Raw genomic sequence first — 23,185 nt, forward strand, 5'->3', positions numbered from 1 at the left:
GCGCTCCTTAGGTGCGTTTGCGGTACTGGATGTCGATCCAGACGGCGAGGACGAGGACGGTGCCGACGACGATGTTCTGGAAGGGCGCATCGACCCCGACCATCGCCATGCCCGATTGCAGGCTCTGCATGATCACGGCGCCGAGGATCGCGCCGTAGACGGTGCCGATGCCGCCCGCGAGGGCCGTGCCGCCGATGACCGCCGCGGCGATCACGCGCAGCTCGTCCAGCGTGCCGATGTCGAGCGAGTGGTTCGACAGGCGCGCCGAGGCGACGGCGGCGGAGAGGCCGCAGAGACCGCCCATCAGGGCGAAGATCTTCACGGTCAGCCGCTTGGTGTTGATGCCGGAGAGTTCGGCCGCGTCGGGGTTGCCGCCGGTGGCGAAGATGTAGCGGCCCAGACGGGTGCGGGTGGCCATGACGGTGAGCACTAGCGTGACGGCGATCAGGATCAGCACCGAGATCGGGATGCCATAGGCCTCGGTGTAGCCTTCGGGCATGACCGTGCCGCTTTCTTCGAACATGCGGCGCAGGCGGCCCGGCGGGATCAGGTTGGAGTTGAGGATGGCGACGAAGCCGAAGATCAGCCCGGTGGCGATGAGGCTCATCACGACCTCGGCCCAGACCGGCTTCACCGGGAAGCCATGGCCGGCCTTCTGCCGCCGCGCGTTCCAGATGCCGTAGATCGCGGCCAGGCGGCGATGGCGCCGATCACCCAGGAGGCGGTGGTGCCGATGGTGCCGTTGGTGCCGCCCAGCATCAGGAAGGTGCTGTCCAGCGGCCCGATGGTCTGGCCACCCGCCACGAAATAGGCGACGCGGCTCCAGACCAGAAGGCCGCCGAGGGTGACGATGAAGCTCGGGATCTTCTGGTAGCCGATCAGCCAGCCCTGGAAGCCGCCGACCATCATGCCGGTGAGGATGCCGACGATGACCGCGATCGGCGCGGTGAGCGGATGCTCCAGCCCAAGGCCGAGGGTCTGCGGCAGGATCTGGGTCTGCGTCACGGCCATGACGGCGGAGCAGAGCGCGAGGATCGAGCCGACGGAAAGGTCGATGTGGCGGGTGACGATGACGAAGACCATCCCCGCCGCCATGATCGCGACCGAAACGGTCTGGATCGCGATGTTGAAGGTGTTCTGCGGCACGAGGAAGCGGCCGGCGCCGAGCCATTCCAGCGGGTTCCAGCTGAAGCTCGGAAGGGCGCGGATGCCGGTCCAGGCCTGGAAGGCGAGGCAGATCACCACGAAGGCGCCGACCATGCCGAGAAGCCGGGTGTCGATCTCCAGCGTCTGGAAGATGCCTCGCTTCTGCTCGGTCTGCGGGGTGTGGGAGGAGGAGGCTGCCTGTGTCATGTCAGGTCCTTCGATGGGACGAGGGTCCGGGGTCCGGAAAGGACCGCACGGGTGGACGGACGCCCCGGCCGGTCAGCCGGGGCGCGGTGTCTGATCAGGCGCGGATCAGTTGCAGGGGGCCGGGCCGCCGGTCACGCCCTGGCAGAGCGCTTCCTTGGTGATCCAGCCCGCGTCGACGACCAGCGACAGGTTTTCCTTGGTCACCGGGATCGGGGTCAGGAAGACCGAGTTCATCTCGTTGCCGCCGGGGGTGGTGAACTTGGTGGCGTTCGCGATCTCTTCCGGCGCGGCGCCGCCGGCCAGGGCCAGCGCGATTTCCGCGGCGTTCTTGCCGAGCTCGCGCGCGTCCTTCCAGACCGAGACGGTCTGCGTGCCCGCGGCGATGCGGTTCAGCGCGGCATGGTCGCCGTCCTGGCCCGAGACCGGGATGCCCGAGAGGCCCTGCGCGGTGAGCGCGGCGACGGCGCCGCCGGCGGTGCCGTCATTCGAGGCGACCACGGCGTCGACGTCGTTGGCGTTCTCGGTCAGGATCTGTTCCATGTTGCGCTGCGCGTTGGCCGGGAGCCAGCCGTCGGTGTAGGCCTCGCCGACGATCTTGATGTCGCCGGAGTCGATCGCCGCCTGCAGCACTTCCTGCTGGCCGCCGCGCAGGAAGTCGGCGTTCGGGTCGGTGTTCGAGCCCTTGATCATGACGTAGTTGCCCTTCGGCGCGGCCTCGAGCACGGCGCGGGCCTGCATCCGGCCAACCTCGACGTTGTCGAAGGTCAGGTAGAAGGCGCGCGGGTCTTCGATCAGGCGGTCATAGGCGACCACCGGAATGTCGTTGTCGGCGGCGGCCTGCACGGCCGGCCCGATGGCGGCGGTGTCCTGGGCCAGGATGATCAGCGCGTCCACGCCCTGCGCCATCAACGACTCGACGTCGGACAGCTGCTTCGCGGAGGAAGACTGCGCATCGGCGGAGACATAGGTGGCGCCGGCGGCTTCCAGCGCGGCCTTGATCGCGCCCTCGTCGGTCTTCCAGCGCTCTTCCTGGAAGTTGGACCAGGAGACGCCGACGGTCAGGTTCTGGGCATAGGCGGCGGGGGTGAAGCCGGCGACCGCGATGACGGCGGCCAGAATGGGGTTGCGCATGTTTATCCTCCCTATGGATGCGGCCAGCGAATGGCCGGTCCGACGGATTCGTCGGTACGGCCGGAAAATGCCGAGAATAATTTCAGTTGTCAAAATAAAACTGTTAAGAGAAGCTGGGCAGGCACCGAAAATGCGGCTAGTTACGCTGCGATGCGGCAAATCCTGCGCGTCAGGCAGAGGATTGCCGGCCTGTTTAGTTTGGAGACCGAAGAAATGAAACGCCCGACGCCGGCGAGCCAGAAGACCGGCTGCGGCCCGCTGATCCCGCCGCTGTCGGACACGCTGCGCCCCTTGCGCCAGCAGGTGTTCGAGCGCGTGCGCGCAGCCGGGCTGATCGCGCGGGTGCAGGTGGCCAAGGATCTGGGGGTGAGTCCCGCTTCGGTCACGACCATCACCTCCGAGCTGATCGAGGCCGGGCTGATCGAGGAGGTCGCGGCCACGCGCGAGGGCGAGACCGGGCGCGGGCGGCCGGCGGTGGCCTTGGGGGTGCGGGCAGCGGCGCATCATGTGGTGGGTCTGAAGGTGTCGGACCGCGACATCTCGGCGGTGGTCGTGGATTTCGGGGGAACTATCCTCGCCCGCCACCATGAGGAGCGGCGGCCGGTGGCGCTGTCGCCGGCCGAGGTGGTCTCGGTGATCGAGACGCTGGTGGACAGGGTGGCGGCGAAGGCCGGGATGACGCGGGGCGACCTGTCGGCAGTGGGCGTCGGGCTGCCGGGTTACATCGACACCGCCTCGGGGCAGGTGCTGTGGTCGTCGATCCTCGCCGAACGCGCGGTGCCGCTGGCGGCGCTGGCCACGGCCCGGCTGGGGCTGCCGGTGCAGATCGACAACGACGCCAACCTCTGCGCCATGGCCGAGCTGTGGTTCGGCGCCGGGCGCGGGCTGTCGGATTTCGCGGTGGTGACCATCGAGCACGGGCTGGGGCTCGGGATGGTGTTGAACCACCGGATCTACCGCGGGGCCCGCGGCATCGGCATGGAGTTGGGGCATACCAAGGTGCAGCTCGACGGCGCGCTGTGCCGCTGCGGCCAGCGCGGCTGTCTGGAGGCCTATGTCGCCGATTACGCGCTGGCGCGGGAAGCGACCACGGCGCTGAACTGGACGCACAAGGACGGGCAGTCGATGATCGTGCTGCTGGAGAGCCTTTACGACCATGCCAAGGCCGGCAACCAGTCGGCGCGGTCGATCTTCCGCCGGGCCGGGCGCTATCTGGCGGTCGGGCTGGCCAATGTGGTGAACCTGTTCGACCCGGCGCTGATCATCCTCGCCGGCGCGCGGCTACGCTTCGACTACCTCTATGCCGCCGAGACCCTGGCCGAGATGCAGGCGCTGGTGCTGGACACCGGGCGGCCGCTGCCGGCGATCGAGACCCATGCCTGGGGCGAGATGCTCTGGGCGCAGGGGGCGGCGGCGCTGGCGCTTTCGGCGGTGAGTGAGGGATTGTTGACACAGCCGCGCGAGATTGCCGCCACCGCCTGAAATTCCCGGAACAGCGCGGGAACATGCCTGTTACCCTTCGCGGGCAGGCTCCTGTCGGGAGCGTGCATTGCCGCAGGCAGGGCAACCTGCGATAGTTTAGATGGAATTTTCGGGGGAAATGCGTGGCTCGGTTTCGTTTGACATCACTGGGGATCGCCTTGGCCGCCGCCTGCATCGCAACGCCGTCGGCCCAGGCTCTGGAAACGCTGGCGTTCCAGGTGTCAGGCGGCAATGACGATCTGGAAGACACGCTGCGGCGCGCGTCGCTGCTGCTGGCGGCGGAGAGCGAGGGAGAGACCGAGGCGCAGGATCTCTACGGCGCGGCGCGGTCCGAATATGCCCGGCTGGTCGCCGCGGCCTACGGGCTCGGCTACTACTCTCCGGTGGTGAGCGTGCTGATCGACGGGCGCGAGGCGGCGGGCATCGCGCCGCTGAATGCGCCGGCGACGATCCGGCGGATCGAGGTGCGAGTTGATCCCGGCCCGGCCTTCGTCTTCGGCGCAGCAAGGATCGCGCCGCTGGCCCCCGGGACCGAACTGCCCGAAGGCTTCGCCGCCGGCCGGCCCGCCGAAAGCGGGCTGATCCGGTCGGCGGTGAGCGCGGCGGTGAACGGCTGGCGCGGCGTCGGCTTCGCCAAGGTCGCCACCAGTTCCGAGAACATCGTCGCCGACCATGCGCGGCGGGTGCTGAACGCCGACATCGGCCTGAACCCCGGACCGCGGCTGCGCTTCGGCCGGCTGGCGATCAAGGGTATCGACCGGATGAGCGAGCGGCGCACCCGCAAGATCGCCGGGCTGCCGGAGGGCGAGACCTACGATCCGGAGGAGCTGGAGCGCAGCGCCGAGCGGCTGCGCCGCACCGGGGTGTTCCGCTCGGTGACGCTGGAAGAGGACGAGCGGGTGACGTCGCCCGACCTGCTGGGCATCACCGCGACGCTGGTCGAGGAGAAGACCCGGCGCTACAGCCTCGGAGCCGAGATCTCCAGCGCCGAGGGTGCGACGCTGAGCGCCCTGTGGATGCACCGCAACCTTCTGGGCGGAGCCGAGCGGCTGACCGTGTCGGGCGAGGTCGCCAATCTGGGCGCCAGCAACAGCGGCGTGGACTACGTTCTCGGCGTGACGCTGGACCGTCCGGCGACGCTGACAGCGGACACCACGCTGAGCTTCCATATCGACGCGGCCCGTCTGGACGAGGAAGATTACCTCTCCAACACCTCGGCCATCGGCGCGACCTTCTCGCATATCTTCAGCCAGCAGCTGAGCGCCTCGGTCGGGGTGGACTACAGCTATTCCGACGTGACCGACGACACCGGCGCCTATATCTACCGCACGCTGCGACTGCCGCTGGGCGTGATCTGGAACACCCGCGACGAGGATCTGGATGCGACGGAGGGCCATTACGTCGACGCGATGCTGACGCCCTTCGTCGGCTTCGGCGACACCGATTCCGGCGGGCAGCTGAAGCTGGACGCGCGGGCCTATCGCAGCTTCGGCGAGGAGCGGCGGGTGACCTTCGCCGGACGGGCGCAGGCCGGGGCGGTGTTCGGCTCGGACCTCTACGCCACGCCGCGTGACCTGCTGTTCTATTCGGGCGGCGGCGGCACGGTGCGGGGCCAGCCCTACCAGTCGCTGGGCGTGCGGCCCGACCCGGCGGATGAGGATTACAAGATCGGCGGCACCGAATTCGCCGCCCTGTCGCTGGAGGCGCGGGTCGGCGTGACCAAGAAGATCGGCGTCGTCGGCTTCGTCGACGCGGGCTATGTCTCGGCTTCGGGCGTCGACTCCTCGGGCGACGACTTCCACGCGGGGGCCGGTCTGGGTCTGCGCTATGACACCGGCTTCGGCCCGATCCGCGTCGACGTCGCCACCCCGGTCTCGGGCGACACCGGCGACGGGGTGCAGATCTATGTCGGCATAGGACAATCCTTCTGATGCGCAATCTCGTCTTCCTGCTCTGGCTTCTGATCCCCTTGGCCCCTGTCGCCGCCCCCGCCCAGACCGAGGAGGCGGACCGCGGCTTCCTGACCGGTTTCCTCGAGGACAACCTGTCCAGCGCCGGACGCGAGGTGACGATCACCGGCTTCGCCGGGGCTCTGTCGTCGCGGGCGACCATCGCCGAGATGACCTTCGCCGACGGCGAGGGCATCTGGCTGACGCTGCGCGACCTGTCGCTGGACTGGAGCCGCAGCGCCCTGCTGCGCGGCCGGCTGTCGGTGACCGAGCTGACCGCCGGCGAGATCATCGTCGCGCGCCGCCCGGTGACCGAGGGGGAAGATCTGCCCTCGCCCGAGGCGACCGAATTCTCGCTGCCCGAGCTGCCGGTCTCGATCGAGATCGGCCGGTTGGCTGCCGAGCGGCTGGAGCTGGGGGCCGGGGTGATCGGCAGCCCGCTGACCGCCTCGCTGGAGGCCAAGGTGGTGCTGGACGGCGGCGAGGGCGGCGTGACGCTGACCGCCAACCGGACGGATGACGGCGCGGAGGGCAGTCTGGCGCTGAACGCCAGCTATTCCAACGAGACGCGGCAGCTGGTGCTGGACCTCGACGTGACCGAGGACGAGGGCGGCATCGCCGCGACGCTGCTTGACCTGCCGGGCGCTCCGGCGGTCGACCTGACCATCGCGGGCTCCGGTCCGATCGAGAACTATGCCGCCGACATCCGGCTGGCGACCGGCGGGACCGACCGGCTGGCCGGACAGGTGACGCTGCAGGGCAACGCCACGAGCGGCCGCAGCTTCACCGCCGAGCTGGGCGGCGACGTGGCGCCGCTGTTCCTGCCGGAATACGCCGAGTTCTTCGGCCCCGACGTGCGGCTGGCGGTGACCGGCGAACGCGCGGCGGATGGCCGGCTCGACCTGAGCCAGCTGGCGGTGCAGACCCGGGCGCTGACGCTGGACGGCCAGCTGGTCCTCGCCTCGGACGGGCTGCCGGAACGCATCGACCTGACCGGGCGGATCGCGCTGGAGGATGGCTCGCCGGTGCTGCTGCCGCTGGGCAGCGGGCCCGAGACCCGGCTGACCAGCGCCGATCTGGTGGTGAGCTACGACTCGCAGCAGGATGCCGGCTGGAAGGCGGATGTGCGGGTCGTCGGGCTGGACCGCCCGGATTTCGCCGCCGACCGCTTCACCCTCGACGGGTCGGGGCGGATCAACCGGCGCGAGGGCAAGGCCGTGGTCGGCGGCACGCTGAACTATGGCGCGGAAGGGCTGAGCCCGGCCAATGCCGATCTGGCGACGGCGCTGGGGCCGCAGCTGGAGGGCAGCGCCACCTTCTTCTGGAGCGAGGGCGGCGACGGGCTGCGGCTGCCGCGGCTGACGCTGGAGGGCGAGGATTACGGGCTGACCGCCGGGCTGCGGCTGGAGGGGCTGGACAGCGGGCTGACGGTCTATGGCCGCGGCGACCTGCGCTTTGCGGAGCTGGCGCGGTTTTCCGGTCTGGCCGGGCGGCCCTTGGCCGGCAGCGGCACGGCCAGCCTGACCGGCAGCTATGCGCTGCTCGGCGGCGCTATCGACGCCGAGGGCACGGTGGCGGGTAACGACCTCGCCATTGGTCAGTCGGAACTCGACGGGCTGCTGCGCGGCGCGTCGGAGGTGGATTTCTCGGTGCTGCGCGACACCAACGGCACCACGCTGCGCGCGCTGGAGATCCGGGCCAGCACGCTTCTGGCGCAGGCCTCGGGCACGGTGGCGAGCGGCGGCAGCGACCTGAGCGCCACGCTGGCCTTCCGCGACCTGTCGGTGCTGGGCGATAGCTATGCCGGCAGTCTGGAAGGGCAGGCCCGGTTCAGCGGCACGCCGGAGGCGGGGCAGGTCAGCTTCGAGGCGAAGGGCAATGGACTGGCCATCGGCCAGCCGCAGGCCGACGCCCTGCTGCGCGGCGAGTCGACGCTGCGGCTGACCGGCAGTCTGGACGAGGGCGCGCTGGAGCTGCGAGAGCTGGCGGTGAACGCCGCCAACCTGCGGCTGACCGCCGACGGGCGGCTGGCGACCGAGGGCAGCGACGTTTCGGCGGAGCTGGCCTTCCCCGACCTGTCGGTGCTCGGCGCGGGCTATCGCGGCGCGCTGGAGGCCACGGCGCGCTTCGCCGGCACGCCGCAGAACGCCACGATCACCGCCGAGGCGACGGGCAACCGGCTGGCGATCGGCAGTCAGCAGGCCGACGCGCTGCTGGCCGGGCAGAGCGCCCTGTCGCTGGCGATGCGGCTGGAGGATGGCGCGCTGAAGATCGACCGGGCGCGGCTGAACAACCCGCAACTCACCGTCGACGCCACCGGGTCGGTGGCCGGCGCGGTGCGGCAACTGGCGCTGGAGGCGCGGCTGGCCAATCTGGCGCTGGTCGTGCCGCAATTCCCCGGCGCGCTGACGCTGAACGGCACGGCGGAGGAGAGCGGCGGCAGCTACCGGCTGAACCTGCAGGCGCAGGGGCCGGGCGGGATCAACCTGCGCACGACCGGCACGCTGGCCTCGAACCTGTCGACGGCCAACCTCGCGATCGCCGGCTCGGCGCAGGCGGCGCTGGCCAATGCCTTCATCGCGCCGCGCACGGTGACCGGACCGCTGAACCTTGACCTGCGGCTGAACGGGCCGCTGGCGCTGGGGTCGCTCTCCGGCACGGTGTCGACCAGCGGCGGGCGGATCGCCGATCCGGCGCTGGCCATCGCGCTGAGCGATGTGGCCGCCACGGCCAACCTGTCGGGCGGGCGGGCGCAGATCAGCGCCAGCGCCGCCGGCACCGAGGGCGGGCGGCTCGAGGTCTCGGGCGGCATCGGGCTGACGCCGCCGCTGGAGTCCGATCTGACCATCCGGGTGCAGCGCATGGTGCTGAAGGATCCGGAGCTGTTCACCACCACGGCCTCGGGCCCGATCACCCTGAGCGGCCCGTTGAGCGGCGGCGCCACCATCGCCGGGCGGATCGAGCTGGAGGAGACCGAGCTGCGCATCCCCTCGACCGGCTTCGGCGGGGCCTCGGGCCTCGACAACCTGCAGCATGTCAACGAGCCGGCCCCGGTGCGGGCGACCCGGGCGCGGGCGCGGCTGATCGACACCGGCGCGAGCCGGGGCGGCGGCGCGGCGCGGCGGCCCTTCGGGCTGAACCTGACCATCAGCTCGCCGGACCGGATCTTCATCCGCGGCCGCGGGCTGGATGCCGAGCTGGGCGGCGAGCTGCTGATCAGCGGCACCACCGCCAATGTGGTGCCCTCCGGCGCCTTCAACCTGATCCGCGGCCGGCTCGACATCCTCGGCAAGCGGCTGGTGCTGAGCGAGGCGCTGCTGCAGCTGCAGGGCGATTTCGTGCCCTATGTCCGGGTGGTGGCCTCGAACGAGAGCGACGGCATCATCTCGTCAGTGGTGATCCAGGGCCAGGTGGACGAGCCGGAGGTCAGCTTCTCCTCGGTGCCTGAACTGCCGCAGGAAGAGGTGCTGTCGCGGCTGCTCTTCGGCCGCGGGCTGGCCTCGATCTCGGCGCTGCAGGCGGCGCAGCTGGCCTCGGCGGTGGCGACGCTGGCCGGGCGCGGCGGGCAGGGCATCGTCGGCAACCTGCGCGAGGGCTTCGGGCTCGACGATCTGGACATCGTCACCGACGCCGAGGGCGACGCCTCGCTGCGGGCCGGGAAATACCTGTCGGAGAATGTCTACACCGAGATCGAGGTGGGCCAGCAGGGCCAGAGCCAGATCAACCTGAACCTCGACGTGACCCGCAACGTCACGGTGCGCGGCAGCGCCGGGGGTGACGGCGGCACCAGCCTCGGGGTGTTCATCGAGAAGGACTACTGATCGGGGGTCATTGCGGCGAGGCGCGCACCGCGTCCACCGCCGCGCCCAGCAGCACCGAGAAGGCGCTGAGATAGAGCCAGAGCATCAGCGCCACCACGGCGCCGATGGAGCCGTAGACCTCGTTGTAATTGGCGAAATTGGCGAGGTAGTAGACCAGCCCGCGCGACACCAGCGCCCAGAGCACCACCGAGACGCCGAGCCCGAGGGTGATGACCGGGCGCGGGCTGCCCTTGGGCCGGTTCGGCCCCAGCCGGTAGACCAGCGCCACGCCGAAGACCACCAGCAGCATGCCGAGCCCGACATTGGCCAGCTCCAGCACCTTGGCGGTGGCCTGGCCCAAGGGCAGGAAGGTGATGATCAGCGGCGCCACCACGTTGAGCAGCATCGCCGCCAGCACCACGCCGACCAGCGTCAGGGTCAGCACGATGGCGCGCACCATGTCCCAGAGCCCGGCGCGGCTGGGCAGGCGATGGGTGGAGTTGAGGCCGCGGATCATCGCCGCCACCCCGGCCCGCGCCGACCAGAGCGCGATGCCGGTCGACAGCGCGCTGGCCCAGCCGAGGTGCCGGGTATTGGCCGCGAGCAGCGATTCCACCTGGTTGGAGATCAGCTTGTAGGCCTCGACCGGGACGAAATCCTGCGCCAGCGCCAGCTGCTGGCGGATCACGCCGGGGTCGGAGGCCCAGCCCCAGATGGCGATAACCGCCGCCACGGCAGGGAAGATCGCGAGAAAGCAGAAGAAGGCGATCCCCGCGGCGGCCATGTTCAGATCGGCCGAATCGACTCGATCCAGGAGCTTGAGAAGAAACTTCCACCCGCTGCGCCACCGGCTTTCCTGCTGCAAAGTCTGAACTCTCTTCGTTCTGAATCAAAAGGCCCGCGGTGAGGCGGGCCTTTCTTGCAGAAGGAACGCCTGTTGCGACCCTATACGATCATTTCGGGGTCGTCGTGGTCGAAGAGGTATCGCTGTCATCATTCGCCGCGGCGACGACGGCGACCAGAGCCACGGCCCCGAGGACCGAGAGCGTCAGCCCGGCGCCGAGGCCACCGGCGATCCCCCCCGGGGCGGCGACGCTGGCGGCCGGCGGCGGGGCATCGACGACGACCACGTTCTGCACGGTCTGGGCGGCTGCGGCCGAGGCCGTGAGGGCGGTTGCGGCGAGGAAAGCAGTAAGTCTTTTCATACCATTTCTCCAGGTTACTGATCACTGGCTCTGGATACCACAGGGCCGCTTTCCAGGATAGTCTGCCGCACCGGCCAATCAATCGACAATGCGTTGCAGCAGGATTCTGCCAAGCTTTTGATCGAAAATCTGCCGGGATTGCCGGATGGTCCCGCCGTTTTCCAGCCAGAATTCGTTGGTGAACCGCCCGCCGGGGCCTTCGCAGCGCTCTTCCACCAGCGTGGTGCGGTAGGTCCTGCCGATGACCTCGATCATTCTCTCGCCGCGCGTTGCCAATGCGCAACGGTAGGGCAGCCGCACCGTCCGGTCCAGCCCGTCGAGCTGGTAGTGCACCCGGTCATGCTGGCCGCTTCCGCGGGCGATCTGCGCCGCGGTCGGGGCCTCGGAAGACATCAGGTCGGGGCCGAGACCGCGGGTCGCCAGCAGCACGCCGTCGTGCAGCGCCAGGGCCTTGTGGTCGGCGGAGGACCAGGTGGTGACGCCGCCATTGCTGCCGAAGGGCGCCAGCAGCGCCGAGGCGCCGGTCGCTTCGACCGTGGCGAGGGCCAAGGGCGTGGTGATCCCGGCCAGCGCGGCGCGGGTGAGACCCATCTCTTCCGGGCGCAGCGGTCGGTTCTGGTCGCGGTCGGTCACCGCGCCCAGCGCGGCGCGCAGCAGCCGCACCCGGTCGGAGGATTGCTCGTCCGAGCCGCAGCCGGCCAGCAGAAGCAACGGGATCAGGAACAGAAGCCTCATTTCCAGAACCTCCCCCATTGCCGGTCCAGCCCGCGGCCCTGATGATCCTGCAACATCTCGTAGAGCCGCCCCTCCACCGCCAGCCGCGCGCCGCCGTCGCGGGTCAGTGGCCGCAGCGTGTAGGCCGAGGTCTGCCGCGTCGGCTGGCCGAGGATCACCGTCAGCGGGATCTCCAGCCGGATGCCCTTGTCGAAGGAGCCTTCGCCGAAGTCCTCGGCCGAGACATCCGTCTTGGTGGCGAAGGCGCCGATCTTCCAGCCATTGGCGAATTGCCGGCTGAGCGACAGCGTGGCGCCGACATCGCCGGCCAGATAGCGGCCGACGTCGAGCTGGGCGGTGAACTCGTCGCCGAAGTCGTAATATGCCGAGACATGGCCGGTGACGACATCATAGGCCGCATCGCCGCGGAGGAAGCCGAAGCGCTGGTCGAAACCGCGCTTGCGGGCGTAGTTCACCTCGGCGCCCAGCGCGAGCCGGCTGTTCACCGGACGCCACAGCAGCTCGGCCGAGGCGCCGCCATACATCCGCTCCAGATAGCCCAGCGTCACCCGGGAATAGAGCGCGTCGGCGGGGCGGGCGTACCAGGTGGCGGTCAGCCGCTCCAGCGCGGTCTCGCCCTCGGCGCTGTAGCGCCCGGTGTCGCTGCGGACATGCGGCAGCACCGAGTTCGATGAGCTCTGCGCCTCGTCGATGTTGCCGGCCAGCTTCTGCGTGACCGAGCCGGACAGCAGCAGCCCCGGCGCGACCCGGTATTGGCCGCGCAGGCGCAGCCCGAGATCGGCGCGCAGCGGTTCCTCGGGGTCGAACAGGCTGGTGCGCAGGTAGGGGGAGAGTGACCAGCTGAAGCCGGGATAGAGCGCGGGGTCGGGCTGCAGCGGGGCCAGCGGCGGGCCGACCTCGGTGATCGCCACCTGCGGGCGCAGGGCAGTCGCCGCGTCGGGCGCGAATTCCAGCCGCTCCAGATCGGCGCGGCGCAGCACCACGCGGGCGGTCGGGACGCCGTTCACCACCGGCACGATCTCGAAGCGCTCGACCGAGGCGGGCAGCGCCCAGGCCATGGCGCGGGCGGTGCGGCCGATGGCCTGGGCCTCGGCGTCGTGGCGGGTGTTGCGGATGCGCAGCTCGGCGGCCTCGCTGGTGAGGGCCAGCGCCTCGATATGGATGCCGCTGTCGGTCAGCACCTTCTGCATGTTGCCGCGCAGCAGCCGGTTGGCGTCGGGCTGGCCGACCCAATCCGGCGACCATGCCCCCGGGTTCGCCGCGCGTGGCGGGCGCGGCCGGATCGGCACCGGGGCGTCATCGACGAGGCCCACCGAGGCGCGGTCGCGCGGGTCGATCAGGAAATGCACGGCGAGGCCGAACTCGCTGCCGTGCAGGGAATAGACCCCCAGCTGCACCCCGGGGTTGGGCCGGTACTCGACGCCGAAGTTGAAGGGGCTGCGGTGCTCGAACACCCGGCGGGCGCCGGATTCCACCTCGTAGGCGTCGGAGGAATATTCCGCCTTCAGCGCCCAGCGCTGCGACGGTTGCCATTCGATGCCGGCGAAGGGGGCGTAGCGGCCGCGGAACCACTGGTCGGCGTTGATCTCGCCGCCGGTGCTGTCGGGGATGAAGGCCGGGCGGTCGCCGAAGCGGCCGATGTCGCCCTCGCTGCCCAGCCGGCCCCAGCCGAGGCCGGCGGTCAGCGCGAGTTCACGCGTCAGGTGCTTGGTGGCGACGATGTATTCGCCGGAGAGCACGCCGGTGCCGATGAAATCCTGCAGGCCGACGGCGAGCGCCGGACGATAGCGGCCCTCGCTGAGGATCTGGTAGCGCAGGTCGAAGCTGCGGTCGTAATAGGTGTCGAAGGCGTTCACACCGGTTCGCTCCGCCTCGGGCAGCGTGGCGTTCCAATCGCGGATGCCGGCGTAGCGGAAGCTGGCCGAGAGCCGCGGCGTGATCTGGAAGCCGAGCGTGGTGCGGCCGATGCCGCCGAAGAAGCTGGTCGAGGCGGTCAGCACCCCGTCGCGCTGCGCCTCGGCCGAGGGCATGTCGATCAGCCCGGAGGCGCCGTAGAAGTTCAGCGTCGGCCGGGTCTGCGCCGCGCCGGGAACCGCGGCGAGCAGGGCGACGCCGGCCAGCAGGCCGGGCCAAGGCGAATGGGGATTGGTCATCGTCACCTCGTTGCACTCGTACACACCTTCCCGGGCCTCAGCCCTTCGCCGCCGTCCTTTCCGGCGCGCGGTAGCCGTCGACCCAGGCATGGATCACCTGCCGCGCCGCCTCGGCATTGCCCACCGCCACCGCCGCGCGCAGCGCCCGCAGCGCGCTGGCCATCTCCAGTTCCGACAGGCTGTCCTCGCGGGCGCGCAGGATCTTGGCATGCGGCGTGGTCAACAGCCCCTCGCCGATCAGCAGCTCCTCGTGCAGCTTCTCGCCGGGGCGCAGGCCGGTGACCACGATCTCGATGTCGCCCGCCGGGTTGCCGGGTGAGCGCACCGAATAGCCCGCCGCCTCGATCATCTGCCGGGCCAGATCGCGGATCCGCACCGGCTGGCCCATGTCGAGCACGAAGACATCGCCGCCGGCGGTGTCGCCGCCATGGGCGAAGGAGCCGGCCAGCAGCACCAGCCGCGCCGCCTCGGAGATCGTCATGAAATAGCGGGTGACATCCTCGTGGGTCAGGGTCACCGGGCCGCCGCGGGCGATCTGCTCCTTGAACAGCGGGATCACCGAGCCGGAGGAGCCGAGCACATTGCCGAAGCGCACCATCGAGAACACCGTGCCAGCGGAGCGCCGCGCCATGTCCTGCACCACCAGCTCGGCCAGCCGCTTCGAGGCGCCCATGATGTTGGTCGGCCGCACCGCCTTGTCGGTGGAGATCAGGATGAAACGCGCCACCCCCGCCTCATGCGCCGCATCAGCGAGGGTGCGGGTGCCCAGCACGTTGTTGGCCAGACCGGCGATCGGGTTGGCCTCGACCAGCGGCACATGCTTGTAGGCGGCGGCGTGGAACACGACCTCGATCCGGTGGTCGGCCATCACCATCCGCACCAACCGCGACTCCATTACCGAGCCCAGAACCGCGACGATCTCCACCCCGGTGCCCTCGGCCCGTTCGGACAGCTCGCGGTCGATGGTGTAGAGCGCGATCTCGCTGACGTCGAACAGCACGATCCGCGCCGGGCGGATCAGCAGCAGCTGGCGGCAGAGTTCCGACCCGACCGAGCCGCCGGCGCCGGTGACGAGAATGCTGCGCCCGACATAGGCCTCCGCCCCCTGCGGCAGCGCCTCCTCGACCCGACGGCCGAGGAAGCGGCCGCAGACGAAGGGGGTCAGGTTGTCGACCAGTTGCTCGGCCCCGACCAGCTGGGCGAAGGAGGGCACGGTATGCACGTCGAGCCCGGTGAGCTGCAGCCGCTGGGCGATCTGCGCCAGCTTCGGCGGCGAGACCGAGGGCATCGCCAGCAGCACCCGGTTGATGTCGCGCTCGCGCATGATCCGCTCGATCTCGCGCGGCGGATGCACCTTCAAACCGGAGACCGTCATGCCCTGCAGCGCGGCGTTGTCGTCGACGAAGGCGACCGGGCGGATGGCGCCGCGCGACGACAGCGCCGCCGCCAGCTGGCTGCCGGTGTTGCCGGCGCCGTAGATCAGCACGCGGTAGCGCTTCTGGTTCAGTTGCAGCGTCCAGAGCAGGAGATGCAGCATCGCCATGCGGGCGCCGACCGAAGTGAGGAAGACCATCAGGCCGAAGAGGATGATCGCCGCCAGCGGCAGGGGCGCGCCGCCGAGCCAGGCGGTCAGCGCGACGGCGAGGGCCAGCAGCGCTGCGCAGGCGCCGGTCTTGAGGATGGCGAGCGATTCATAGGCGTTCAGCTTGATCCGCGGCAGGCCGAGCAGGCTGGCGATCAGCGCGGCCCAGAGCGCCGCCGCCGGGAACAGCATCAGGTGCTGGTCGGGCGCGATGGGAAGGAGCAGGCCGGTGGCCAGAAGCACGACGGGGGCCAGCAGCGAATCGATCAGCAGCAGCACGAGTCGCTTCTGCGGCCTTGAAAGACGGTCGGCGCATTCGAAGAGAATTCTCTTCAGAGCCAGCATGCGCATCCCCCGGAACGGGAAACGCGGTAATAGTTTTCATAATGGGAATTAAGCCCTTGGCACATGGTAAAACCCGTCACTCGTCAACAGCGGCAGCCTATGCCAGCTAAAAAAACGAAACAAGTATAACGCGAATTCAATCGCCCGGTTCCGCCTGTCGCCGGCTCAACGGTTAAAAAAGACCTTACGGCCTGTGGCAAAGATCAGGGCCAGGTCGAAGCAAAGACTGCGCCTCGCCTGATAAATCAGATCCAGCCGTGCCTTGCGTGGAATGCAGCGCCGGGAATAGACCGCGTCGGTCTGTTCCGGGGAATGGCAATCGCGCAGCAGCGCCTCCTCGCGGCGGTGGAAGCTGAGGCTGGCGAGGCCGGTCAGCCCGGGGCGGCTGCGCAGGACTTGCGCATAAAGCGAAGGATGGCGCTCGACATAGAGTCGCAGGGGCGGGCGCGGGCCGACGAAGCTCATGTCGCCGCGCAGCACGTTGTAGAGCTGCGGGATCTCGTCCAGCCGGGTCCGGCGCAGGAAGCGGCCGATCCGGGTGATCCGACCGGCCTTGTCGCCGCCGGAAACGCCGCTGTCCGAGGCCGCCGGGCGCATGGAGCGCAGCTTCCACAGGGCGAAGGGCTGGTCCGGCGTCTTCATCCGCTCTGCGACGTGGAACAGCGGGCGGCCTTGGGTGACCAGCAGCACCAGCAGCAGCAGCGCGAAGGGGACCGCCAGCAGCGCGACAAGCAGCAGGGCCAGCAGGATGTCGGTCAGCCGTTTGGACAGCGTCATGGGGTGCGCCACTCCGCCACCATCGCCGCCGGGTCTCCGGCGCCGGGCGGCAGCGGGCAGAGGCCCTGCAGCAGCCGCGTGTCCAGCCCGACGCGCGGGATCACGTCGGGAGTTTCCGGACCCCAGCGCCAATCGAGGCCCGCCGCCTCGAGCAGCGCCCGCATCGACACCGGCGGGGCGGCGGCGAGGTTCAGCAGCTGCGGCAGCGGCGCGTCCTCGGCGGCCAGCGCCGCCAGCCGCGCCAGCACCGAGGCGAGGCTGCGCGGCCCGATATAGGAGCGCAGCGGCCCGCCCTCCTGCCCCGGCGCCGGGTCGAGCAGAACCGGCGCGCCGGGCCGCGCCCGACCCAGCAGCGCATCGGCCCCGACGACATTGCCGAGCCGCAGGATGGTCAGGCCCGGCTTGCCCGGCGAGGCCCAATCCTGCGCTGCCTGCTCCATCTCCAGCTTGGCGCGGCCGTAGGGGTTGGCGGGGGCGGGAGGGTCGATCTCGCGGAAGTCGTACGTGGGGTGGGCGCCGTAGACCGCGGCGGAGGAGAGGAGGAACAGGTGACGCGCCCCGGCCGCTTCGGCGGCGGCGCAGGCGGCCATCGCCAGATCGATGTTCTGCGTCACCGGGCGGCGGGCGTCGGTGACGCCGGCGAGGTTCAGCACCACGCCGCCGGGCTCCATGCCGGGAAAGGGCTCGGCCAGCATGTCCCAGCGGAAGCCGGCGTTACGGCTGTGCCAGAGCGGACGCAAGCCGCCGGGCAGGTCCCGGGGCCAGATCCGCCGCAGCTCCCGTCCGATACGCCCGTTGGCGCCGAGGACGAGCAGCTGCATGGTCAATCCTCCTCGAACCTCGTGCGCATCTCGCGCAGCACCGGCAGCACCGCGCGCACCCGCTCGGCCCCCAGAGCATTCACCACATCGGCGATCAGCGGCGCAATGGCCTGAACTGCCGCATCCCGCGCCGCACGGCCCGAGGGGCTGATCGAGACGAACTTGCGCCGCGCGTCGTCCCAGTCGGGGCGGATATGCACATGGCCGGCCCATTCCAGCTTGGCCAGCGTGTTGGTCATGGCGCCGCGCGTCACGTGGAAGGATTTCGCCAGCTGCGCCGGGGTGCGTTCCTCCGCCGCCCGGGCGAGATGGTTCAGCACGCCGAAATGCGACAGCTCCATCCCCTTCGGCAACACCTTGGACAGCCGGTTGCGGGCGAGCTGGTCGGCCATGAACAGCTCGCCAAAGAGCGCAACCGCGATGTCCTCGGTTCTTTCGCGCATCAGGGCCGCGCCCCGGCCACGGCGGATCGGTGCCGGCCCTGCTGCATGCTCAGCCCGCCAGCAGCGGATCGAGTTTCCCGGCGTCGTCCAGCGCATGCAGGTCATCGCTGCCGCCGACGTGTTTGTCGCCGATGAAGATCTGCGGCACGGTGCGGCCGCCGTTGGCGCGCTTGGTCATCGCGGCGCGCAGGGCGGGATCGCGGCTCACGTCGATCTCGGTGAAGGCGACGCCCTTGGCGCCGAGCAGCCGCTTGGCCGCGTGGCAATAGCCGCAGAGCGGGGTGGTGTAGATTTCGACGGGCTTCATCAGGCTCCCTTTCAGTCGGTTCAACTATAGGGATTTAGGGCTGCTTCGCAACGCGCGCCAGTATCGCGACGGACACCTCTGCGGCGCCGGCGGTCAGACAGGCCTCTGCCGCCGCCGCCAGCGTCGCGCCGGAGGTCATCACGTCGTCCACCAGCAGCACCTTCCGCCCCCGCATCCGCGCCGCGTACCTTGGGTGCGGGCGGATCGCGCCGGCCATGTTCTCGTAGCGACCCTCGCGCGAGCGGCCCTCCTGACTGCGGGTGTTGCGCGGGCGGGTCAGCAGGTCGGGGCAGTGATCGAGCCCCGCCAGCCGGGCCAGCGCGGCCGAGAGCAGCGCCGCCTGGTTGTAGCGCCGCCGCAGGAACCGTAGCCAGTGCAGCGGCACCGGCGCCACCAGCATGTCGGGCGCGAGGATCGGCGCCGCCGCCTGCCGCAGCCAGCCGGCGGCGGGGCCGGCGAGGTCCAGCCGGTCGCCGTGTTTCAGCGCCAGCACGATGCAGCGGCCATTGTCCTTGTAGAGCAGCGCCGCGCGGCCGCGCGCCCAGGGCCGGGCCAGCGTCAGGCAATCGTCGCAATGCACGGCATGGCCCGGGTCTTCGCCCGGCAGCGGCGTGCCGCAGAGGTCGCAGACCAGCCCGGTGATGAAGGGCGTCTCGCGCCAGCAGGGGCCGCAGAGGCCGAAGTCGGTGGTGACCAGCGCTTCGCAGGTCAGGCATTGCGGCGGGTAGAGCAGATGCAGCGCCGCTTGCAATCCCATGCCGCCCTCCTTAGGTCCGCGTGACCGGAGGCCCCCATGACCCCTCATCTGACCGACCGCACCGCCCTCGACCATCACCGCCGCCGCGCCGCGCGCGACCCGGCGCTGTTCCTGCACGAGGAGGTCGTCGCCGAGACCGAGGAGAGACTGAGCGCGGTTAACAGGCGGTTTACATCGCCGGCCGTGGTGACGGCTTTTCCGCAGCCCTGGCGCGGATTGCTGCCCGAGGCGCGCTTCGTCAGCGATGACGAGACGCTGGCGCTGGAGCCGGGCTCTCACGATATGGTGATCCACGCGCTCTGCCTGCACTGGGCCAACGACCCGGTGGGGCAGCTTGTGCAGTGCCGCCGGGCGCTGAAGCCGGACGGGCTGTTCCTCGGGTTCCTGTTCGGCGGCCAGACCCTGGCCGAGCTGCGCGCGGCGCTGGCCGAGGCGGAGGCCGCCGTCACCGGCGGGCTGTCGCCGCGGGTGCTGCCGATGGGCGAGATCCGCGACCTGGGCGGGCTGCTGCAACGTGCCGGCTTCGCCCTGCCGGTGGCGGACGGGCTGAAACAGCAGGTTGCCTACCGCGATCCGCTGCATCTGATGCGCGACCTGCGGGCGATGGGCGAGACCAACGCGCTGGCCGGGCGGCTGCGGATCCCGGCGACGCGGCGGCTCTTCGCCGAGACCGCAAGGCGCTACGTCGAGGGATTCTCGCGCGCTGACGGCCGGATAGAGGCGAGCTTCGAGATGATCTGCCTGACCGGCTGGGCCCCGGACGAGAGCCAGCCGAAACCGCTGCGCCCCGGCTCCGCCACGGTGCGGCTGGCCGAGGCCCTGGCCCCGAGACCGCCGCAGGACGGTTGACCCCGGCCAAGATGCCTATATGTGTCACTGGCTGAACTGATACGGAGTGGACTGCGCCGATGCTGCACGCAACGCCGGGCTCTGCCCAAGCCTCGAGTCCTGCCGATCCGGCGCTGCCGGGTCAGGGCCGGCTTGCCCATGCGCCCGCCGATCACCCCCCGGTGCGCACCGCCAAGATCGGCGTGCTGCTGGCCAATCTGGGGACGCCGGACAATTACGACTACTGGTCGATGCGGCGCTACCTGAACGAGTTCCTCTCGGACAAGCGGGTGATCGACTACCCGGCGTGGAAGTGGCAGCCGCTGCTGCAGCTTCTGATCCTCAGCAAGCGGCCGTTCAGCTCGGGCGCGAACTACAAGCTGATCTGGAACCACGACAAGGGCGAGAGCCCGCTGATGACCATCACCAAGGACCAGACCGCCGCTATCGCCGAGCAGATGAAGGCGACGCTGGGCGACCGGGTCATGGTCGATTTCTGCATGCGCTACGGCAATCCCTCGACCGAGTCGAAGGTCCGCGCCATGGTCGCCGCCGGCTGCGAGAAGATCCTGTTCTTCCCTCTGTACCCGCATTACGCGGGCGCCACCTCGGCCACGGCGAACGACGCCTTCTTCCGCGCGCTGATGAAGGAGAAGCGCCAGCCCGCCGCGCGCACCGTGCCGGAGTATTTCGACCATCCGCTCTACATCGACGCGCTGGCGCAATCGGTGGAGCGGGCCTATGCCGCGCTGGATCACCGGCCGGACATGCTGGTGGCTTCCTATCACGGCATGCCGAAGCGCTACCTGATGTCGGGAGACCCCTACCACTGCCAATGCGCCAAGACCTCGCGCCTGCTGCGCGAGCGACTCGGCTGGGAGAAAGGGACGATCGACACCACCTTCCAGTCTGTCTTCGGCCCGGAGGAATGGCTGAAGCCCTATACGGTGGAGCATGTCGCGGAGCTGGCGAAGGCGGGGAAGAAGCGGATCGCGGTGATGGCCCCGGCCTTCTCGGCCGATTGCATCGAGACGCTGGAGGAGATCAACGGCGAGATCCGGGAAGCCTTCGAACACGCCGGCGGCGAGAGCTTCACCTATATCCCCTGCCTGAACGACGACCCGCTGCACATCCAAGCGCTGAGCGCGGTGATCACCGACAATCTGGCGGGCTGGGGCCTTTAGGCCAAGTCCTTGCAGACAAATGAAAAGGGCGGTGAGATCACTCTCACCGCCCTTTCCACATCTGACCCAGACGGATCAGTTAGAAGCAGCAGCAGCGACGACGAGCAGCAGCAGCAGCGGAACGACGATGCCGCCAGCCGACGACGACGTCTGAGCTTCGACAACAGCCGGTTCCATGATCGGTTCAACCATGCCGCCAGCGAAGGCGGAGGTGGCGGCGACCGACAGGGCAGCGGCGAGCGCGAGTTTCTTCATTTGTAACCTCCAGATATTGCACATCACCGTAATTTGCAGAGGCGATGATGTGCTCCCAAGACTGTACCTCGTACAGCTTTCTAAGCAGCTTAATTTATTGATTGCAATCTCGGACAAACGGAGGCGATGCGCCATGGCGACACATTGTCAAATAAGCAACACCTGAGTACCCACCTGCGCGAGTCCAAACAACTGCTGGATGTGCTCGTTGTAGAGACCGATGCAGCCGTTGGATGACCGCCGCCCGATCTTGCGCGTGTCATGCGTGCCGTGGATACGGTAATATGTCCAGGAAAGGTAGAGGGCATGGGTGCCTAGCGGGTTGTCGGGCGATCCGCCGGGGACGACCGCGGGCCATTCCGGATTGCGTTCCAGCATCGAGGGAGTCGGCCGCCAGGTCGGCGCGACGACTTTCTGCACAACCTCCGTCCGACCGAGCCGCGTCAAATCGTCGGATAAAGGTACGGATGTCGGGAACAAAAGATAGGTTGCCTGATCTTCCGACCAGTAGTGCAAAGCGCGCGACGTGAGGTCGACCAGGATCGCCCCTTTGCGCGTATTGTCGAAATAGGGCTGCCAGTCCAGCATCCGGAAGCTGGAGATGTTGTTGCGCACCGTGCCGGTGGCCGGCGTTTCCATCTCGGTGGTGCCATCCTGAGCGAAGGCGGGCAAAGCCAGCGATCCGAGCCCGGCTGCGGCGACGCCCAGCAGCGTCCGGCGATTGAGCTTGTTCGAGTGATCGGCACTCATCCGCTAGTCTCCTTGAGAGGTGGTGTCTTTCCTGATCGTTTACGCCCTTGCCGGCACCGCCGCAAATCAATCCAGCAACACTGGACCTTCTCACGCAGAGTTGCGTTTGAACATGGCACGGGCTTTCTGGTAAGACGGCCCGAACTAGTCACGGGTGGACAGGACATGACCAAATTCGCCGTTCTCGCAGTCTGCGGGGCCCTCGCCGTTTCCGCCTGCGCGCCGCAGGGGCCCGCTCTCGGGCCGGACGGCAAGCCCTTGCCGCAAGTCTACCGCACGACGGACGAAGCCGCGGTCGCCTACCGGCTGCTCGACTCGGTGAACTCGCTGCGCCAGGCCCGTGGCGCCGCGCCGATGGAGATGAACGCCGAGCTGCGCGCCGCCGCCGCGACCCATTCGCGCGACATGTCGGTGCAGAACCGGCCCTGGCACTTCGGCTCCGACGGCTCCTCGCCGCTGGTCCGGGTGCAGCGCGCCGGCTACCCCGGCAAGCTGATGGGCGAGCTGATCTCCGAGACCTACCAGACCGAGCTGGAAACCCTCGCCGCCTGGATGGCCCAGCCCGACACGCGCGAGGTGGTGCTGGACCCGAAGGCGAACCAGATGGGCTTCGCCTGGTATCAGGAACCGGCGGGCAAGATCTGGTGGACGATGGTGACGGGCGCGGGCGCTTCGGCCAACGCGCCGTTCCAGATCGCCGGGCAATAATCTTCCCGGCAGCAGGACGACGGGCGGGGATTTCCCCGCCCTTTTCATGTCAGGGCAGGATGTAGATCGGCGTGCCGACCCGGATCATCGAGTAGATCTCCTCGATCTCCTTGTTGGTCACCGCGATGCAGCCGGCCGTCCAGTCGACCTTGTTGCTGCCCGGGTACTTCCCCGCGCCGTGGATGAAGATGTCGCCGCCCGGCTTCTTGTTCGCCAGCAGGGCCATCTCGGTATCGTAGACATTGGGATAGGAGACCCCCAGCGACAGGTGATACTTGCTGTCGGGGTTGGTGCGGTCGATCCAGTAGCCGCCCTCCGGCGTCTTGCCGTCGCCCTCGAACTGCTTGTGGCCGACCGGCATGAAGCCCAGCGCCACGTCATACTGCTTCAGCACCCGGTCGTTGTGCAGAAGGTACATCTTGCGCGCCGACTTGTGCACCTGAACGCTGGTGACCGCCGGCCCGCGATAGGTCTTGAATTTCGAATCCCCGCACGCGACCAGCCCGAAGGCCAGCACCAGTGCCAGGAGGGTCCTGAGGAATATCATGTCTGCTGCCCGATCCGCTCGTTTTTTCCCAAGGAAATAGCGAAAGACGGGCCCTGTGCCTAGCGGTTGTTTC

The 23,185-nt window shown here is 69.2% G+C and carries 20 protein-coding genes and 1 pseudogene; 6 read left to right on the forward strand and 15 right to left on the reverse strand.

Annotated features, from left to right (window positions below; all coding sequences use genetic code 11):
- Positions 1–7: 7 nt before the first annotated feature.
- Both C5F48_RS00420 and xylF read right to left on the reverse strand, forming a co-directional pair.
- Positions 8–1,353, reverse strand: a pseudogene (locus C5F48_RS00420) (sugar ABC transporter permease).
- Positions 1,354–1,458: 105 nt separating this feature from the next.
- Positions 1,459–2,484, reverse strand: coding sequence for a D-xylose ABC transporter substrate-binding protein (gene xylF / locus C5F48_RS00425; RefSeq protein ID WP_107661935.1), 1,026 nt, complete (start codon positions 2,482–2,484; stop codon positions 1,459–1,461).
- Positions 2,485–2,697: 213 nt separating this feature from the next.
- Here xylF and C5F48_RS00430 point away from each other — a divergent pair, with 213 nt between their 5' ends.
- The 3 genes from C5F48_RS00430 to C5F48_RS00440 all read left to right on the forward strand — a co-directional run bounded on the left by C5F48_RS00430 (position 2,698) and on the right by C5F48_RS00440 (position 9,736).
- Positions 2,698–3,966, forward strand: coding sequence for an ROK family transcriptional regulator (locus C5F48_RS00430; protein WP_107661936.1), 1,269 nt, complete (start codon positions 2,698–2,700; stop codon positions 3,964–3,966).
- A gap of 122 nt (positions 3,967–4,088) precedes the next feature.
- Positions 4,089–5,897 carry an autotransporter assembly complex protein TamA gene (locus tag C5F48_RS00435; protein ID WP_107661937.1) on the forward strand — a complete coding sequence of 603 codons (1,809 nt, stop codon included), beginning with the start codon at positions 4,089–4,091 and terminating at the stop codon, positions 5,895–5,897.
- Complete coding sequence (locus tag C5F48_RS00440; RefSeq protein ID WP_107661938.1) at positions 5,897–9,736, forward strand: translocation/assembly module TamB domain-containing protein; 3,840 nt, start codon at positions 5,897–5,899, stop codon at positions 9,734–9,736. The genes C5F48_RS00435 and C5F48_RS00440 overlap by 1 nt, the downstream gene beginning before the upstream one ends.
- A 7-nt stretch (positions 9,737–9,743) precedes the next feature.
- Here the strand turns inward: C5F48_RS00440 and C5F48_RS00445 are convergent, their stop codons facing one another.
- The 10 genes from C5F48_RS00445 to C5F48_RS00490 all read right to left on the reverse strand — a co-directional run bounded on the left by C5F48_RS00445 (position 9,744) and on the right by C5F48_RS00490 (position 18,840).
- On the reverse strand, positions 9,744–10,580 hold the full coding sequence (locus C5F48_RS00445) for a YihY/virulence factor BrkB family protein (protein ID WP_258186471.1): 837 nt from the start codon (positions 10,578–10,580) through the stop codon (positions 9,744–9,746).
- An 88-nt stretch (positions 10,581–10,668) separates the two neighbouring features.
- A complete protein-coding gene (locus C5F48_RS00450) occupies positions 10,669–10,920 on the reverse strand; it encodes a hypothetical protein (RefSeq protein ID WP_107661939.1) in 252 nt (83 codons plus the stop codon).
- Positions 10,921–10,998: 78 nt separating this feature from the next.
- Positions 10,999–11,655, reverse strand: a complete 657-nt coding sequence (locus C5F48_RS00455; protein ID WP_245941241.1) for a YjbF family lipoprotein — start codon at positions 11,653–11,655, stop codon at positions 10,999–11,001.
- Entirely contained in the window at positions 11,652–13,808 is a 2,157-nt protein-coding gene (locus C5F48_RS00460) for a YjbH domain-containing protein (protein WP_107662001.1), read from the reverse strand. Before C5F48_RS00460 ends, C5F48_RS00455 begins: the two co-directional genes overlap by 4 nt.
- 37 nt (positions 13,809–13,845) lie before the next feature.
- Entirely contained in the window at positions 13,846–15,735 is a 1,890-nt protein-coding gene (locus C5F48_RS00465) for a polysaccharide biosynthesis protein (RefSeq protein ID WP_373454319.1), read from the reverse strand.
- A gap of 165 nt (positions 15,736–15,900) precedes the next feature.
- Positions 15,901–16,512: a sugar transferase gene (locus C5F48_RS00470; RefSeq protein ID WP_107661941.1), complete on the reverse strand. Its 612-nt coding sequence runs from the start codon at positions 16,510–16,512 to the stop codon at positions 15,901–15,903.
- A complete protein-coding gene (locus C5F48_RS00475) occupies positions 16,509–17,333 on the reverse strand; it encodes an NAD-dependent epimerase/dehydratase family protein (RefSeq protein ID WP_245941239.1) in 825 nt (274 codons plus the stop codon). Before C5F48_RS00475 ends, C5F48_RS00470 begins: the two co-directional genes overlap by 4 nt.
- A 2-nt stretch (positions 17,334–17,335) precedes the next feature.
- The gene (locus C5F48_RS00480; RefSeq protein WP_107661943.1) at positions 17,336–17,776 is read right to left on the reverse strand and encodes a MarR family winged helix-turn-helix transcriptional regulator; all 441 of its coding nucleotides are present in this window, start codon (positions 17,774–17,776) and stop codon (positions 17,336–17,338) included.
- Between the two features lie 49 nt (positions 17,777–17,825).
- Entirely contained in the window at positions 17,826–18,083 is a 258-nt protein-coding gene (gene grxC / locus C5F48_RS00485) for a glutaredoxin 3 (RefSeq protein ID WP_107661944.1), read from the reverse strand.
- A gap of 34 nt (positions 18,084–18,117) precedes the next feature.
- Complete coding sequence (locus C5F48_RS00490; protein ID WP_107661945.1) at positions 18,118–18,840, reverse strand: double zinc ribbon domain-containing protein; 723 nt, start codon at positions 18,838–18,840, stop codon at positions 18,118–18,120.
- Positions 18,841–18,876: 36 nt separating this feature from the next.
- Between C5F48_RS00490 and C5F48_RS00495 the strand changes: the two genes are divergently transcribed.
- On the forward strand, positions 18,877–19,689 hold the full coding sequence (locus tag C5F48_RS00495; RefSeq protein ID WP_107661946.1) for a methyltransferase domain-containing protein: 813 nt from the start codon (positions 18,877–18,879) through the stop codon (positions 19,687–19,689).
- A 59-nt stretch (positions 19,690–19,748) separates the two neighbouring features.
- Positions 19,749–20,852 (forward strand): ferrochelatase, encoded by a 1,104-nt coding sequence (hemH, locus tag C5F48_RS00500; RefSeq protein ID WP_107661947.1) that lies wholly within the window; start codon positions 19,749–19,751, stop codon positions 20,850–20,852.
- 75 nt (positions 20,853–20,927) lie between these two features.
- On the opposite strand, the gene C5F48_RS00505 is transcribed toward hemH, so the two are convergent.
- Positions 20,928–21,107, reverse strand: coding sequence for a hypothetical protein (locus tag C5F48_RS00505; RefSeq protein WP_107661948.1), 180 nt, complete (start codon positions 21,105–21,107; stop codon positions 20,928–20,930).
- 147 nt (positions 21,108–21,254) lie between these two features.
- Entirely contained in the window at positions 21,255–21,857 is a 603-nt protein-coding gene (locus C5F48_RS00510; RefSeq protein ID WP_107661949.1) for a L,D-transpeptidase, read from the reverse strand.
- Between the two features lie 165 nt (positions 21,858–22,022).
- Between C5F48_RS00510 and dalA the strand changes: the two genes are divergently transcribed.
- Positions 22,023–22,565 carry a divisome-associated lipoprotein DalA gene (gene dalA / locus C5F48_RS00515; RefSeq protein WP_107661950.1) on the forward strand — a complete coding sequence of 181 codons (543 nt, stop codon included), beginning with the start codon at positions 22,023–22,025 and terminating at the stop codon, positions 22,563–22,565.
- Between the two features lie 49 nt (positions 22,566–22,614).
- On the opposite strand, the gene C5F48_RS00520 is transcribed toward dalA, so the two are convergent.
- A complete protein-coding gene (locus tag C5F48_RS00520; protein ID WP_107661951.1) occupies positions 22,615–23,112 on the reverse strand; it encodes a L,D-transpeptidase family protein in 498 nt (165 codons plus the stop codon).
- Between the last annotated feature and the right edge of the window lie 73 nt (positions 23,113–23,185).

This window comes from Cereibacter changlensis JA139, assembly GCF_003034985.1.
In the GTDB taxonomy this organism is placed as follows: Bacteria; Pseudomonadota; Alphaproteobacteria; order Rhodobacterales; family Rhodobacteraceae; genus Cereibacter; species Cereibacter changlensis.